The organism is Vibrio sp. 1-2 (7-a), from assembly GCF_013048515.1.
GTDB classification, from domain to species: Bacteria; Pseudomonadota; Gammaproteobacteria; order Enterobacterales; family Vibrionaceae; genus Vibrio; species Vibrio diabolicus.
The window spans coordinates 244,842-259,230 of sequence record NZ_VHSQ01000005.1; the positions used below are offsets into that span (position 1 = coordinate 244,842).

Genomic DNA, 14,389 nt, shown 5'->3' on the forward strand with positions numbered 1-14,389 from the left:
GAGCGCAAATAATTAGTATATAAAAAAGGGGAGCCATCATCGGCTCCCCTTTCTATTTGTTCTGTCAGTCTTACTGAGCTTTTTGCTGTTCTGATTTACAAACTGCTGCTGTGAAGACAACGTCTGTTGAACTGTTTAGCGCAGTTTCAGCAGAGTCTTGAATCACGCCGATGATGAAGCCAACCGCTACAACCTGCATTGCTACGTCGTTTGAGATACCAAACAGACCACACGCAAGTGGGATAAGTAGTAGCGAGCCACCTGCAACACCTGATGCGCCACATGCAGAAACCGCAGCCACAATACTTAGTAGTAGCGCAGTCAGTAGATCAACTTCAATACCCATAGTGTGCACAGCTGCAAGCGTTAGCGTTGTGATAGTGATTGCAGCACCAGCCATGTTAATGGTCGCACCTAGTGGGATAGATACTGAGTACGTATCTTCGTCCAGTTTTAGCTTCTCACATAGTGCCATGTTTACCGGGATATTCGCCGCACTTGAACGAGTGAAGAACGCGGTTACACCACTTTCACGTAGGCAACGGAATACAAGTGGGTAAGGGTTTTGCTTAGTTTTAACGAACACGATCGCCGGGTTTACAACGAGAGCGATGATCATCATAGCGCCAAGAAGAACCGCCAGAAGGTGTGCGTAGCTTGCTAGTGCGCTAAAGCCTGTTGTTGCGAACGTTGAAGCAACTAGGCCAAAGATACCAAATGGTGCAAGACGAATGATAAAGCGAACAATGTGAGACACGCTGTGGCTGAGATCTTCAAACACGGCTTTCGTTGTTGCAGATGCGTGGTGTAGCGCAAGACCCAGACCCACACCCCAAGCAAGAATGCCGATGTAGTTTGCTTCTACTAGTGCATTTACTGGGTTGTCGACCAGTTTAAACAACAGTGTGCGTAGAATTTCAGCAATACCTTGAGGCGGCGTTGCACCTTCAGCGCCGGTGACAAGCGTTAAATTGGTCGGGAAAAGGAAGCTTAGAACCACTGCTGATAGCGCCGCGAAGAACGTACCCATCAGGTACAGTACAACGATTGGACGCATGTACGTGTGCTGGTTTTTCTTTTGGTTCGCAATTGAAGCGGCAACCAAAATAAACACAAGGATTGGCGCGATCGCTTTAAGAGCACCAACAAAAAGGCTACCAATTAATCCTGCACTTTCGGCATGGCTTGGGGAAATTGTGGCGAGCAAAATACCAAAGACAATACCGACAAGGATCTGGACGACGAGGTTACCACGAGCAAATCGGGCAACGAGGCTGTTGTGTTGCATACATCATTCCTGCAATTTTATGGCAGAGCGAGCAGGGCAATAGTCCATCATTACACGGCGATAATGCCCTTGTATTGCAAGGGGTGAGCATTGCTTCTGGTCACTAAGACACATGATTATCAATTATCCTGTTTTTATAAATTCAGCCATTTTCTTGCTGAATATCACATATCTTAGCTTGGTAATATTTTGTGTCTAGTTTTAGTTTGTTTTTGGATTAAATGTTTGCTCAATGTTATTTAAATAAGATTTTTATGTTGAAAATTATCATTAGTTATGAGTAATGGTTTTTAATAAAGTTGTTAAAAAGGAGACTTTCGTCTCCTTTGATTTTATTGACAACTCAAACGTAACAAATCAATAACTTTGTTGGCGCCTGCGCTTATCACTCATGGCATTTCGAGTGAGTTTCCCGAACTGTCGACTTTGAGCTCGTTGCTCTGCCAAAGTCGCGCCGTTAAAGGCTTGTTCTCGCAATAGTTTTTGATAGTTATTGAAACGACGAACCTCCAGTTTGCCATTTTCAATCGCAGCTTGAACTGCGCAACCCGGCTCAGTTTGATGCTGGCAATCACCAAAGCGACAACGCTGAGCGAGAACCTCAATGTCAGAAAATGCCTCACTGACGCCCACTTCGCAGTCTGCTAGTTGAAGCTCGCGCATTCCCGGAGTATCAATCAAGATGCCGCCATCAGGTAATAGATGGATAGAGCGCGATGTGGTTGTATGTCGCCCTTTGCTATCGTCTTCACGAATATGCCCAGTCGCCTGTTCTTGCTGCCCGAGTAATGCATTCACAAGAGTTGATTTGCCAACGCCTGAAGAACCGATAAAAGCGACGGTTTGCCCCTCATTACACCAACTCATGAGCTTAGAAGTACTTTCTGCATCTAAGCCGTTGACCGTCTCAATGACTAGCAGAGGGTCTAGCTTCTGTACTTGGCTTTTGAGTTCATTGACGTCGTCACACAAATCGGCTTTGGAAAGGACGATGACGGGTTCGACTTCGGCTTCATGAGCCAAGGCGAGATAGCGTTCAATACGACTTAAATTGAAGTCGTCGTTAAGGGAACAGACGATAAAAACGGTATCCACATTTGCGGCGATGAGCTGCTCTGCCACTTTGCTGCCTGCTGCTTTGCGGCTAAAGAGGCTCAAGCGATCCAGTAAACGAACAAATTGCTGATCGTCATTTAAGATAGCCCAGTCTCCGACGGTCATATTGGGTAGAGAGTGGTGGGCATTGAGGTGGACTTGCCCCGTTTCTGTCGCCAATAGGTAACCACTTCGGTGATGCGCAATCACACGTGCGAAGATAGTGTCGTCGTAATCGTCTAGTGTAAGTTGTTGCTGAAAAAATGGTTTCCAACCCAATCGTTTTAGTGGGTTTGAAGTTGAAATTAATGTGTCACAAAAAGTATGTGTTTGATTCATTGTTGAATTATCCCAGACGCAAAAACGCGCCTTAATACAAATCGCATTAGGGGCTAATTCGGATAGAGTTGACCCCGGTGAAGACCGGGCAGAGAAGGGGAGTTGTGGCTATGCCACGCAATTGGTGCGGTTAGGGTTACCCTTGCGATGCCCAGTTAGTGTTATTCAATACAATCATCATTTGTCCTCTTCGTTGGTTAATAAATAAGTGAATTAATTAAGCCAAGAGAGTATAGCCGCCCTTTTTCTTAGAGGGTAGCTATACTGCGAAAATATTAGCTTTGTTTGTTGATGCGCTCTTCCATTATCTGCGAATACGTGTTGGCTTTTAAGCCGTATATGATTTGGACATGACGCTCATCCAATATCACGACGCCATGTGCGCCATGATTTTTGAGTGCATTTTTATCGATGATGGACGTCGTTCTAAGGGTAAGACGCAGCCGAGTCGCGCATGCCCCAGTTTCTAGCAGGTTTTCTATCCCCCCAATGGCGTCAATGATCGTATCGACGTCTTGTTCGACATTGGGGTTGGTTTGAGTTAGGAAACTGAAAAACTGTTTCAGCACTGACTTAACTGTCATTTGAGGAGCCTTCAGTCGTCAGTTTTGAAATGGCTTCAACAATCGGTGCCGGCGAGAGTGTATGCGGTACCTTGGTGATTAACGTGCCATCCGGCTTCAAGAAGTAAAAGTAAGAGCTGTGATCAAGCGTGTATTTGAGCTCCGAGCCTTCCAATTCGGTTTTGCGGAAAATAACACCATAGTTGTGTGCCAGAGGTGTGGTTACATCAAGCGGTGCCGATAGGCCTTCAATCATTGGATGGAAGTAATGGGCATATTTCGCCGAGGCATCGGCCTCATCACGCTCTGGATCTAAAGAGATGAACATTGGGCGCAGTTGCGCTTTTTGCGCTTCATCGATTTGATTCAGGGCCCCTGCCAGCATAGCAAGCGAAGTTGGGCAAACATCTGGGCAGCGAGTAAAACCAAAATAGACGACTCGAATGCGAGGGTCATTCACATCGAAGATATTGACGGCTTGGTCATTTTCCCCAAACAATACCGTTTGTTGAGAGGTGGAACTATCCACTTGCTCTGGCTTCGTTTTCTGATTATCTAAATAGCTTTTTACGCCAAACCCGAGGGCGAAAGCAACTACGAGAAATAGGGACCAATTGCGGCTCATAACGATTCCTTATCTTTGCATTTTTATAGCAGGGTAAACGGTACTCTCTCCATCACTGAGTTCACCAACCCAGGTCATGGCGTCTTGAGTGCAAACCGGCAGAATGATGTCACCTTGATATTGACCGGGAGCGACTTGCTTCAGTAAAAACTTGGGTTCTCCCATCTCCATTTCTCTTCCTGAAAGGCTTAGGACGAGTTGTTCAGCATCGCTTGTGTGCCACTCAACATTCAGAGTAGTAGGGACCAAGGGTTGAGCAGTATCTGCGTTGAGCGTCATCGTAACATTCTCTTGAACGCACGAGGCAGTAGAGAGAAAGCAATACTCATCTATCGGTTTGATCGGAGTGGATGAAGAAAAGCTTTTTAGTAAAGTTGGGGCATAAAATCCCGCAACCAGTGCGGCTGAAACAGCGGCGACTTGTAACACTTTCATTAAGGTTCAGCATTTATCACTTAACATTACCTGCATCGTAGCACAGAAGCGTCATTCGCCAACTCGTGGCCTAGATAAATTGTGCGTTGTGCCTCGATGACAGAGATCAAAATAACCGCGCGGTATAGGGGTTGTTGAATCAAGCCCATAAAGATTTTCAATTGCGATGATTTTCTCTTAGCCAACAAACAAGAACGAAGCCAATTGGCTCCGTTCTTGTTTGTTGATTCCGAATTGATTTGATACCCAGTTACTTGTCTGAATCTGCAAATTTTTCGAGACTCAAAACCAGCGCAATGGCAGCAAGCATCATCACAACGGCAAGCACTAACTGAGAGGGTTGTGATGTCACGTGTTCAAATTCAAATGGTGATAGGTTGTGCTGTAGTAAGGGCACTTGCTCACCCTTTGAATTGGTGCGCCAAGTGATGGTTTCTTTCCAAGGCCAAATCTTTGGCAACGTACCAATCATTAATCCAGTCAAAAACATCAGAGTGAAATCGCGGAACTTGCGTAGTAACCACGACAATAGATGCGAAAAGGACAGCAAACCAATCACACAACCTGACAAAAACAGCGCCAATGTATCGACTTGGAAGCCTTTCACGGCGGCTAATACTGGCGCATACATCCCAATCAATAACAAGATAAAGCTGCCAGAGATGCCCGGTAAGATCATCGCGCAAATCGCGATAGCACCAGCGAACAATGTGTTAATAGCCGTTGGTTCCATGTGCAGAGGTTTAAGCACGGTGATGCTGTAAGCAAACCCGACACCAACAAGTAAAGTCACGAAGCGGATAAGATCACGTTGTTCAACCTGACGAATAATGTGATAGACCGATACCAAAATCAGGCCAAAGAAAAATGACCAAAGTGGGATCGGGTGTGTGTCAAGAAGCCAAGTGATCAACTTTGCTAGCGTAGCAATGCTGGTGAAAATACCGGCAAACAGAGCGATAAGGAAGAAACCGTTGATGTGATTAAAGGCAGCTTTAACCCCTTTTTTTCGCCAAATAGAGAAAAGTGATGGGTTAATGCGTCGAATGCTCTCAAGCAGCGTATCGTAAATGCCGGTGATAAACGCGATGGTGCCGCCTGATACGCCAGGAACAACATCTGCTGCGCCCATGGCGATTCCTTTGAAGAAAGTAATTAAGTAGTTCATTGCTCTAATGCTAAGTCGTTTCGATGGCACAGAGTATACAAACATTGCGACGAAAAAAGTATGAAATAGTGCTGTAGCTACTGGGTTTTATATCCAAGTAATTGCTTATTTTTGTTACAGGTTATGAGGTGATTCCAATACAACGATCTCTTAATATTTGGTTTACATTATTGAGATGATTAACTGTACTATCAATGGCTACGTTTGTTGCATTATGCAAATGCAATTTGATAATTGAATTTGCGTTTTGCTATATTTTATATAGACAAATTCACTTTATATGAGATCCTGTGCCCAAAAATAAGTCTTTGCATTTTGGCACGATTAATGCATAATACTGCTCGACCCTTCTTAAGCCGAGGGTCACCTAGCCAACTGACGTTGTTAGTGAATACAATTTGTTCACACTAAATATAAGCCAATCGCGATTATTGCGGTTGGCTATTTTTTTATATGAACAACGTTACTTACGTGCTTTGCAAATTGCACTTCCCTCGTTCTAGACTCATAAAAAAGGGCTGACGCATCACGCCAACCCCTTATATTTCACTTTAGGTTTTAATCTGTTTTCTTGAGCTGATCAGTACCCCATCAACTGGAGTAAATTTTCAGCTGTCACAATGGCCTCTTTACGATTGGCGATATTGAGCTTTTGGTACAAGTTGCGAATGTGGGTTTTAATCGTGGTGCCTGCCACATCAAGCTCTTGCGCGATTTGCTCATTACTGAAACCAGAATAAATCAAACCAAGCACCTGCCACTCACGTTGAGTCAGTGGGCTTGTGCGAACCAGTTCCGGTACGTTAGGGTGGTTTACCAGCTTCTCAATGAAGTCTTCATCAAAGTGAATAGAGCGGCTGCGCTGATTGGACGAAATATCCTTCATCAATTGTTGAGCGCGGTGACGTTCTAGATCGCCTAGCTCATGGCGTAGGCTTAACTTCTCCAGTAGCCCGCCAATGGTGGCGCCATCAATGAGGAAATTACCTACCATCCCCGTCTGGTTTGTCATCACTAACGCTTCTTTTAGCAAAGCTTTTGCTTGCTCTTCGTCTTTTTGACGAGCAGCAAACACCGCTTCGACCACTAAGTTGCGATTAGTATCTGTGATCAGGTTGGTTCGACGAGCTTCACTTTGGAGGAAATCCAATGCTGCGCGCGCTTCGGTATATTGACCTAAGTTGATGTGTGCGCGTGCAATGTTACGCCATTGCAATTGTGAAAAGTGGTTGCATGCCGATTCAGGACGAACCGCAGTGTTGAGCCATTCTTGCATTGCATCGGTGTTACCGCGCGCTTGCCAAAATAGGATCAACGATAGTGAAGCGTTTGCTGTCCAATCTACGTGGTAAGTCGACTGTTTCATCAAGTGTTGGATATGCTCAATGAATTTACCAGCTTTGTCTAGCTCGCCACGGCCAACCGCAATACGCGCCAGCATCGAGTAGCTGTGTAAGTGCTTACTTGGCGAATGGTTTTCGAGAATTTGTAGACCTCGGTAGGCACATTCCTCTGCTTCATCAAGTCGGTTCCAGCACCAAAGCACTTGCGCTCGAATACGCAGCAAAAACTCGTGCAGAGGAACATGTTGAAGTTGCTGATCTTCAATCAGGCGGAATGCGGAATCTTGCAGCTCAAAGGCGGCTTGTACGTAACCTTGCGCAATCAAAATCTCGCTTTGTTGTAAAATCGCCCATAACGCTTGGTGGTAAACTTGGTACTGACGCGCCAATTTTTCGGTTTGTTGCATCATCGGTAACGCGCGGTCGAGTTTACCTAGCACGTGGTTAACTTCGCCAACAACCGAAGTTGCCACAATGCGGCTACGGTAAATCGTGTTATCAAGTTGGCTAAGTGCTAGCTCCGCTAATTCGAGTGCTTTCTCTGGTTGGTTGCTGTTGATAGCTACTTGAGCAAGCAGCGCGTTTGCTTGACCTTGATAATGAATATCTAACTCGATGTTACGCTTTTTATGCTCCTCTTCCGCTTCTTCAAGCAGGTGGCCTACTTGGTTATAACGGTGCTGACTTTGAGCCAACCAAGCTCGGAGCATCGTAAGTTTTGGGTGGCTGAACAGAAGCTCAGCATCCAACTTATTAATTGAGCTTTCCAGTGTGCTGAGCTCGCCTTGGTTAAACATCTTCCAGCCGAATTCGTTTAGAATTTCTACCACCAAGTCTTTATCGTTCGACTTTTGTGCATGGTGAATCGCTTGGTGCGGTGCTTTTTGTTGTAACCAGGCAACAGCTGCATTGCGGTGGAGATCTTTTTCTTGCTGAGGAATACGCGCTTGGCGCTCATGAGACAAAAACTCACCAAATAAGTTATGGAATCGGAACCAGTTTTGCTCCCCTTCGAGCGGGTAAATGAATAAGCCGTAGCGGTTTAATGATTCGATCAAACCAAGCGCATCTTCGCGTTGGGTGAGGGCAAACACCAACTCATCATTGAAGTGGTCAAGCACGGAAACTTGCATCAAGAAATGACGAGTTTCGTGATCGAGTAGGTCAAATACTTCTTCGACCAGGTAATCCCACAAATGCGCGTGATTGAACTGAGATACCGACTCTACGGTTTGTGCCAATGTACGGTTTTGATGTTGCGCTTGCAACGCGATCAACTGCATCGCCGATGGCCAACCTTCCACATAGGTTCTGAGGCTGTTTGCCATGTCTTCGTCGATGCCATCAGCAATACGCTGATTAAAGAAGCGAGTCGTTTCTTCGGTATCGAACGCCAACATCTCGTTGCCTATTTCGATCATTAAATCACGAACACGTAAGTTTGCAGTACCCAGAGGCGGCGCTGCACGACTTGTTACCACAACGGTGAGGTTGTCTGGCATGTGTTTTAAGAAGAAACGCATGGATTCATGAATTTCATCGTTGGTGATCAAGTGATAGTCATCTAGCACCACGTAGCACTCTTGATGAAAATCAGCCATTTCCGCGAACACTTCGCTGAATAAAGAACGTAGAGAAGAGATTTGGCGTTTTTCCGCCAGTTTTTGTGCGTTAGAGCAACTGAAGTTGGTGGCTTTGTTTAATGCTTGAAGCAGGTAGTTCACAAAACGAAAGCCGTCGTTATCGCTGTCATCAATGCTGTACCAACCGACGTTTGGTTTATCGGATAGCCACTGCGCTGCCATGGTGGTTTTTCCGTAACCTGCTGGGGAGCGGAATAAAACCAATTTGTAGTAAGGCGCTTGCTGTAGTAAGTCCAACACTCGTGGGCGCACGATGGCATTGTGCAGGCGTCCTGGTCGAGTAAGCTTAGATGGAATCCACATTAGTAATTATGTCCTTATTTATGTATACCCAAGTGATTGCGACGTGATCATTTCAGTAAGGCCCCCTCGAAAGCTTCATCTTACTGAATGATGTCATCTGCATCAAAAACTGATTGAATGCCGGTTAATGTCGCCTCCTGTTGGGGCTTGCATCCGTCTGAAAAAGCATTCCATACGGTCACTTAGATATAAAAGCTAGCGAAAACTAGAAATAACTCACACCGCCTAATTCTAGTTTGTATAAAAAGCGTACAATCCTGTGAGCCGTGTGGGATGGTACGACATCAGAAATGTCCGTTACTTTGATCCACTTCCTAATTCTCAAGGGTTGATGGATTTACCATCAACTACGCCCTTTATTTGTGATTTTTGTCACTTAAATATCTTTTGTTTCGAACGTATTAAGATCTCGTTGCACATCGATTATGAAAAATCTTTCCATGTTAACCAAGTTAATGTGACCAATATTACAATTTTCACATCATCAGATGAGTGGGCTATAAAAAGCGTCATGAACGGGTTTTAACCTTTCTCATATTCCATTGTGATCAAAATCACTAAGAACTGGAGCAAAGCTCACTTTGTTGAGATTTGGATCACTAACCTAGCAATGGTACCCCCTCTACGCCCTCAGCCCTCCTCCTTCAAAGGAGGAGAATTAGGAGGATGTTTATTCACAGAGGTAAATGCACGATGTATGGCAGATGAATTACCAAAAGACGTGAGAATTTCGTAATGAAACCTACTCAACAAAAACAATTTGACAAAAAGTCGTTCCAAGAAAGCGTAAAGAAACACCTATCTGTAACTTACGCTCACACGATTGAAAACGCAGACAGCCGAGCTTGGTACCTAGCAATGGGTCATGCACTGGCTGAGTTCACTACTTTAGATTTGCTTGCTACTGAAGAAGATCCACGCATTAAAAGTGCGAAGAGCGTTAACTACCTTTCGCTAGAATTCCTTATCGGTCGTTTGACGGGCAACAACCTAATCAGCATGGGTCTGTACGAACAAGTAACAGAAGCAATGGCTGAACTGGGTTACAACCTAACTGACCTGCTAGAAGAAGAACGTGACCCATCATTGGGTAACGGTGGTCTTGGTCGTCTAGCGGCATGTTTCATGGATTCATGTGCGGCACAAGAATTCCCAACCGTCGGTTACGGCTTGCACTACGAATACGGTTTGTTCAAACAGTCTTTCAAAGATGGTCGCCAGCAAGAAGCACCTGACGCATGGCGTGGTGTAGAAGGCTACCCTTGGGAAATTGCTCGTCCAGAACTTGCACAAGAGATCGGTTTCTACGGTCACGTTGAAGTGGTTAACGAGAACGGTAAAGAAGTTCGCAAATGGGTTCCTGGCATGTCTGTAAGAGCAATGCCTTGGGATCTACCAATTGTGGGTTACGAATCAGACACGGTTTACCCGCTACGTCTTTGGGAATGTCAGGCAATTGCACCATTCTCGCTAGCAAGTTTTAACAACGGTGACTACTTCGAAGCGCAGCACGCACTGATCGACGCAGGCAACATCACTAAAGTGCTTTACCCGAATGACAACCACGAGAAAGGTAAAACACTGCGTCTAATGCAACAGTACTTCCACTCTGCTGCGTCTGTACGTGACATCCTACGTCGGCACGAAGCAGCTGGCTACTCGCTAGCGGATCTACCGAAGCAAGAGACTATTCAGCTTAACGATACGCACCCAACGATTGCGATTCCTGAGCTAATGCGCATCCTGATGGACGAAAAAGGTCTAACTTGGGAAGCGGCTTGGGAAATCAGCTCTCAAACATTCGCGTACACAAACCACACGCTACTTCCAGAAGCACTAGAGACATGGCCAGAGTCGCTAATTCAGCACCTACTACCACGTCACATGGAGATCATTTACGAGATCAACCACCGCTTCCTACAAGACGTACGTGCAATGTGGCCGGGTGATGTCGCGAAACAACAGAAGCTTTCTATCATCGAAGAAGGTTTCCACCGCATGGTTCGCATGGCAAACCTATGTGTAATTGGCTCTTACGCAGTAAACGGTGTAGCGGCACTTCACTCTGAATTGGTTAAGAAAGATCTGTTCCCAGAGTTCCACGAAATGTACCCAACACGTCTACACAACGTAACGAACGGTATTACGCCACGTCGTTGGTTGAAGTTCTGTAACCCAGGTCTTTCTAAGCTAATCACAGAGAAAGTCGGTCCAGAATGGCCTGCGAAACTAGAGCAACTAGAAGGCATCGCTAAGTACGCCACTGACGAGAAATTCCAGAAAGAATTCATGGCAGTGAAGAAAGAGAACAAAGAACGCCTAGCTAACTGGGTGAAAGAGAACATGGGTATCGAACTCGATACTAATGCGATCTTCGATGTTCAAATCAAGCGTCTGCACGAGTACAAGCGTCAGCACTTAGACCTTCTACACGTACTGTCTCTGTACCATCGCATTATTAACGAACCAGGCTTCGAATGTGTGCCTCGCGTTGTGTTCTTCGCAGCGAAAGCGGCACCGGGTTACCACCTAGCGAAAGAAATCATTTTCGCTATTAACAAGATTGCTGAGAAAGTGAACAACGACCCTCGCATCGGCAACAAGCTGAAAGTGGTCTTCATTCCTGATTACCGCGTGAGCATGGCTGAAATTATTATTCCTGCGGCGGACGTATCACAACAAATTTCACTTGCGGGTAAAGAAGCATCAGGTACTGGTAACATGAAGATGGCGCTTAACGGTGCCCTAACGATCGGTACGATGGATGGTGCTAACGTTGAGATTCGTGAAGAAGTAGGCGATGAGAACATCTACATCTTCGGTCTAGACGTTGAAGGTGTGAAAGCGCTGAAAGCTCAAGGTTACAACCCATTTGATTACTACAATGCGGATCATCTACTCAAAGCGTCTATGGACCTACTACTGGGTGAAGAATTCACTCCAGGTCAACCAGGCTTACTGCGTGCAACGTACGACAGCCTACTAGATGGTGGTGACCCGTACTTATGTCTTGCGGACTTCGCATCTTACGTGAAAGCGCACGAAGACATGAGCGAACAATACAAAGACCAAGCTGGCTGGGCGAAGAAAGCCATTCTTAATACCGCCCTTGTCGGCAAGTTCACCTCAGATCGCTCAATTCGCGACTATGTGAACAACATCTGGAAACTAAAAGCGGTTCACCGTTAATAGAACAGAGTTAAGACCAAGGTAGCCAAGCGCTACCTTTGGTCATTTTCCAAAAGAAGTTATTGATAACAATAAAACCCTACATGGAAGGTGTTGGTATTACCTTCGGAGAAAGCGATGAAAGAACAAACAGCATTAAAGAAAGTCGCGGAAATGGCGAGATTGGCTGATAGCTATGTCAGTGCTTGGGGAGATGAGGCAAAAGTGTCTGAGGAGACGCTACGCCGCTTGCTCGCTTCGCTTGGCTACGATACTAGCAGCGATGAAAAACTATTGGCTTCTGCTGAAAAGAAACATAAAAAAGACGTACTAGCCCCTGTTCTTGTTTTACGCGACGGCGAACCAGTCGAAGTGGAACTAAACCTAGGTACGAGTGCTCGTGAGAGTGAATTCAGCTGGCGTTTAGAAACAGAACAAGGAGAGGTACTTGAAGGCTATCTTCAGTCCCAAATTGTTCGTGATGAGCGTGCTGAGGGTGGCCCTCTAGTGTTTGCATTGCCAAAGAACTTGGCTTGGGGTTATCACAAATTGATTGTCAGCCGTAAGCGTCGTAAAACGCCTTACGAGATGTCATTGATCATCACGCCGAAAGCGTGTTTCAAACAAGACGATCTAAACCAACATAAAAAGCTATGGGGTCCTAGTATCCAGCTTTACACACTGCGTACTCAGCACAACTGGGGTATCGGTGATTTTGGTGACCTAAAACAGTTGGTGAGCGATATCGCTTCTCGTGGCGGTGACTTCATTGGTTTGAACCCGATTCACTCACTGTTCCCAGCGAACCCAGAAGGCGCGAGCCCATACAGCCCGTCTTCTCGTCGTTGGTTGAATATCATGTACATCGACGTAAGTTCTGTACCTGAATTCGCACTGAGTGCTGAAGCTCAGCAACGTGTTGGCAGTGCAGAGTTTCAACAGCGTCTACAAAAAGCACGTGACTCTCATTGGGTGAACTACACAGAAGTTTCGCAACTGAAAATGAGCGTTCTTCCGCTGCTGTTTAGTGAGTTTAAAGCTCGCCATTTAGACAAAAACACCGACCGCGCTCGTGCATTCTTGGACTTTGTAGAAAAAGGTGGCGACAGCTTGTTACACCAAGCTGCATTCGATGCGCTTCATGCTGATTTACACGCAGAAGATTCAAACATGTGGGGTTGGCCTGTATTCCCTGAGAAATACCGCACATTCGACGCAGCCGGTACTCAGAAATACATCAAAGACAACCAAGACCGCGTTCACTTGTACATGTACCTACAGTGGATCGCAGACGATCAAATCAAAGAAGCGCAGTCACTGGCAGAAGAAAAAGGCATGGCTGTGGGCTTGTACCGTGACCTTGCTGTCGGTGTTGCCGACTCAGGTAGTGAAACTTGGGCCGACGACGGTAACTTAGTGTTGGACGCCAGCATCGGTGCGCCGCCGGATGTACTTGGTCCACTAGGCCAAAACTGGGGTTTGCCTCCGCTTAACCCTCAGGTTCTAGAAGCGACGGGCTACGACGCTTACATCAAATTGCTACGTGCTAACATGAAGCATTGTGGTGCATTGCGTATCGACCACGTACTTGGCCTGCTTCGCCTTTGGTGGATTCCAAAAGGCGAGAAGGCGACAGAGGGCGCTTACTTGTACTACCCAGTGGAAGACATGCTCGCAATCCTAGCGCTTGAATCTCACCGTCATCAGTGCTCTGTGATTGGTGAAGACTTAGGTACTGTGCCAGATGAAATCGTCGATATCCTACGCGATGCAGGTGTGCACTCATACAAAGTGTTCTTCTTCGAAACATCGAAAGAAGACGGTGGGTTCATTTCTCCGAAGCACTACGCAGAGCAATCGATGGCGGCACTGTGTACGCATGACATGCCAACCCTGCGTGGTTTCTGGCACTGCGATGATTTGAAAATGGGTCGTGAGATTGGCCTGTACCCAGATGAAAAACAGTTGGAAGGCTTATTTGCTGATCGCTTGAAGTGCAAACAAGGCATCCTAGACAGCGTTCGTTGGCACGGTTACTTGCCAGAAGGCATTGGCCATGATGCGCAGTTCGTACCAATGGATTCATACCTAAGCGAAGCGCTGCAACTGCACGTAGCAGCGGGTGACTCTGCACTGCTTAGCGTTCAGCTTGAAGACTGGCTAGAAATGGATCAACCTGTCAACATTCCTGGAACGGTGGATGAGTATCCCAACTGGCGTCGTAAATTGTCGATGAACCTAGATGAAATCTTCAGTCGTGAAGATGTGAATCGCATTTCTAAACGCCTCACTGAAGTTCGCGCACAGGCGAGCAAATAAGATGCGTAGAGTGACGTAGATGAATGAGCGGATTACCAATTTTGTTAGCTCAGAGGTACGAAAGTTCCGTCTAGGTCACTCATTCAACCCACACAATCCG

9 protein-coding genes are annotated in these 14,389 nt (G+C 46.1%); 2 read left to right on the top strand and 7 right to left on the bottom strand.

All coding sequences use genetic code 11. The features are described 5' to 3' along the window. Positions 1-70: 70 nt before the first annotated feature. The 7 genes from sstT to malT all read right to left on the bottom strand — a co-directional run bounded on the left by sstT (position 71) and on the right by malT (position 8,802). The gene (sstT, locus tag FKN08_RS15685) at positions 71-1,288 is read right to left on the bottom strand and encodes a serine/threonine transporter SstT (protein WP_005396770.1); all 1,218 of its coding nucleotides are present in this window, start codon (positions 1,286-1,288) and stop codon (positions 71-73) included. A gap of 357 nt (positions 1,289-1,645) precedes the next feature. Further along, positions 1,646-2,722: a ribosome small subunit-dependent GTPase A gene (rsgA, locus tag FKN08_RS15690; RefSeq protein ID WP_170892493.1), complete on the bottom strand. Its 1,077-nt coding sequence runs from the start codon at positions 2,720-2,722 to the stop codon at positions 1,646-1,648. Between the two features lie 275 nt (positions 2,723-2,997). Further along, the gene (locus tag FKN08_RS15695) at positions 2,998-3,306 is read right to left on the bottom strand and encodes a PTS transporter subunit EIIB (protein WP_046875700.1); all 309 of its coding nucleotides are present in this window, start codon (positions 3,304-3,306) and stop codon (positions 2,998-3,000) included. After that, on the bottom strand, positions 3,296-3,910 hold the full coding sequence (locus tag FKN08_RS15700; protein WP_145533904.1) for an SCO family protein: 615 nt from the start codon (positions 3,908-3,910) through the stop codon (positions 3,296-3,298). The genes FKN08_RS15695 and FKN08_RS15700 overlap by 11 nt, the downstream gene beginning before the upstream one ends. Positions 3,911-3,919: 9 nt before the next feature. Further along, positions 3,920-4,345 (bottom strand): hypothetical protein, encoded by a 426-nt coding sequence (locus FKN08_RS15705; protein WP_053809725.1) that lies wholly within the window; start codon positions 4,343-4,345, stop codon positions 3,920-3,922. A gap of 250 nt (positions 4,346-4,595) precedes the next feature. After that, positions 4,596-5,513, bottom strand: a complete 918-nt coding sequence (locus FKN08_RS15710; protein WP_041853110.1) for a DUF368 domain-containing protein — start codon at positions 5,511-5,513, stop codon at positions 4,596-4,598. Positions 5,514-6,093: 580 nt separating this feature from the next. Beyond that, the gene (gene malT / locus FKN08_RS15715; RefSeq protein ID WP_005396763.1) at positions 6,094-8,802 is read right to left on the bottom strand and encodes an HTH-type transcriptional regulator MalT; all 2,709 of its coding nucleotides are present in this window, start codon (positions 8,800-8,802) and stop codon (positions 6,094-6,096) included. A gap of 735 nt (positions 8,803-9,537) precedes the next feature. Here malT and FKN08_RS15720 point away from each other — a divergent pair. Together FKN08_RS15720 and malQ are read left to right on the top strand one after the other, a co-directional pair. Then, positions 9,538-11,991, top strand: a complete 2,454-nt coding sequence (locus FKN08_RS15720) for a glycogen/starch/alpha-glucan phosphorylase (RefSeq protein ID WP_005396762.1) — start codon at positions 9,538-9,540, stop codon at positions 11,989-11,991. Between the two features lie 117 nt (positions 11,992-12,108). Further along, positions 12,109-14,289 carry a 4-alpha-glucanotransferase gene (gene malQ, locus FKN08_RS15725; protein ID WP_104970424.1) on the top strand — a complete coding sequence of 727 codons (2,181 nt, stop codon included), beginning with the start codon at positions 12,109-12,111 and terminating at the stop codon, positions 14,287-14,289. Positions 14,290-14,389 lie beyond the last annotated feature (100 nt).

What these genes read in the sequence shown, in the direction of transcription:
- sstT (WP_005396770.1), bottom strand. Translation starts at nt 1,288, where the DNA reads ATGCAACACAACAGCCTCGTTGCCCGATTTGCTCGTGGTAACCTCGTC.
- rsgA (WP_170892493.1), bottom strand. Translation starts at nt 2,722, where the DNA reads ATGAATCAAACACATACTTTTTGTGACACATTAATTTCAACTTCAAAC.
- FKN08_RS15695 (WP_046875700.1), bottom strand. Translation starts at nt 3,306, where the DNA reads ATGACAGTTAAGTCAGTGCTGAAACAGTTTTTCAGTTTCCTAACTCAA.
- FKN08_RS15700 (WP_145533904.1), bottom strand. Translation starts at nt 3,910, where the DNA reads ATGAGCCGCAATTGGTCCCTATTTCTCGTAGTTGCTTTCGCCCTCGGG.
- FKN08_RS15705 (WP_053809725.1), bottom strand. Translation starts at nt 4,345, where the DNA reads ATGAAAGTGTTACAAGTCGCCGCTGTTTCAGCCGCACTGGTTGCGGGA.
- FKN08_RS15710 (WP_041853110.1), bottom strand. Translation starts at nt 5,513, where the DNA reads ATGAACTACTTAATTACTTTCTTCAAAGGAATCGCCATGGGCGCAGCA.
- malT (WP_005396763.1), bottom strand. Translation starts at nt 8,802, where the DNA reads ATGTGGATTCCATCTAAGCTTACTCGACCAGGACGCCTGCACAATGCC.
- FKN08_RS15720 (WP_005396762.1), top strand. Translation starts at nt 9,538, where the DNA reads ATGAAACCTACTCAACAAAAACAATTTGACAAAAAGTCGTTCCAAGAA.
- malQ (WP_104970424.1), top strand. Translation starts at nt 12,109, where the DNA reads ATGAAAGAACAAACAGCATTAAAGAAAGTCGCGGAAATGGCGAGATTG.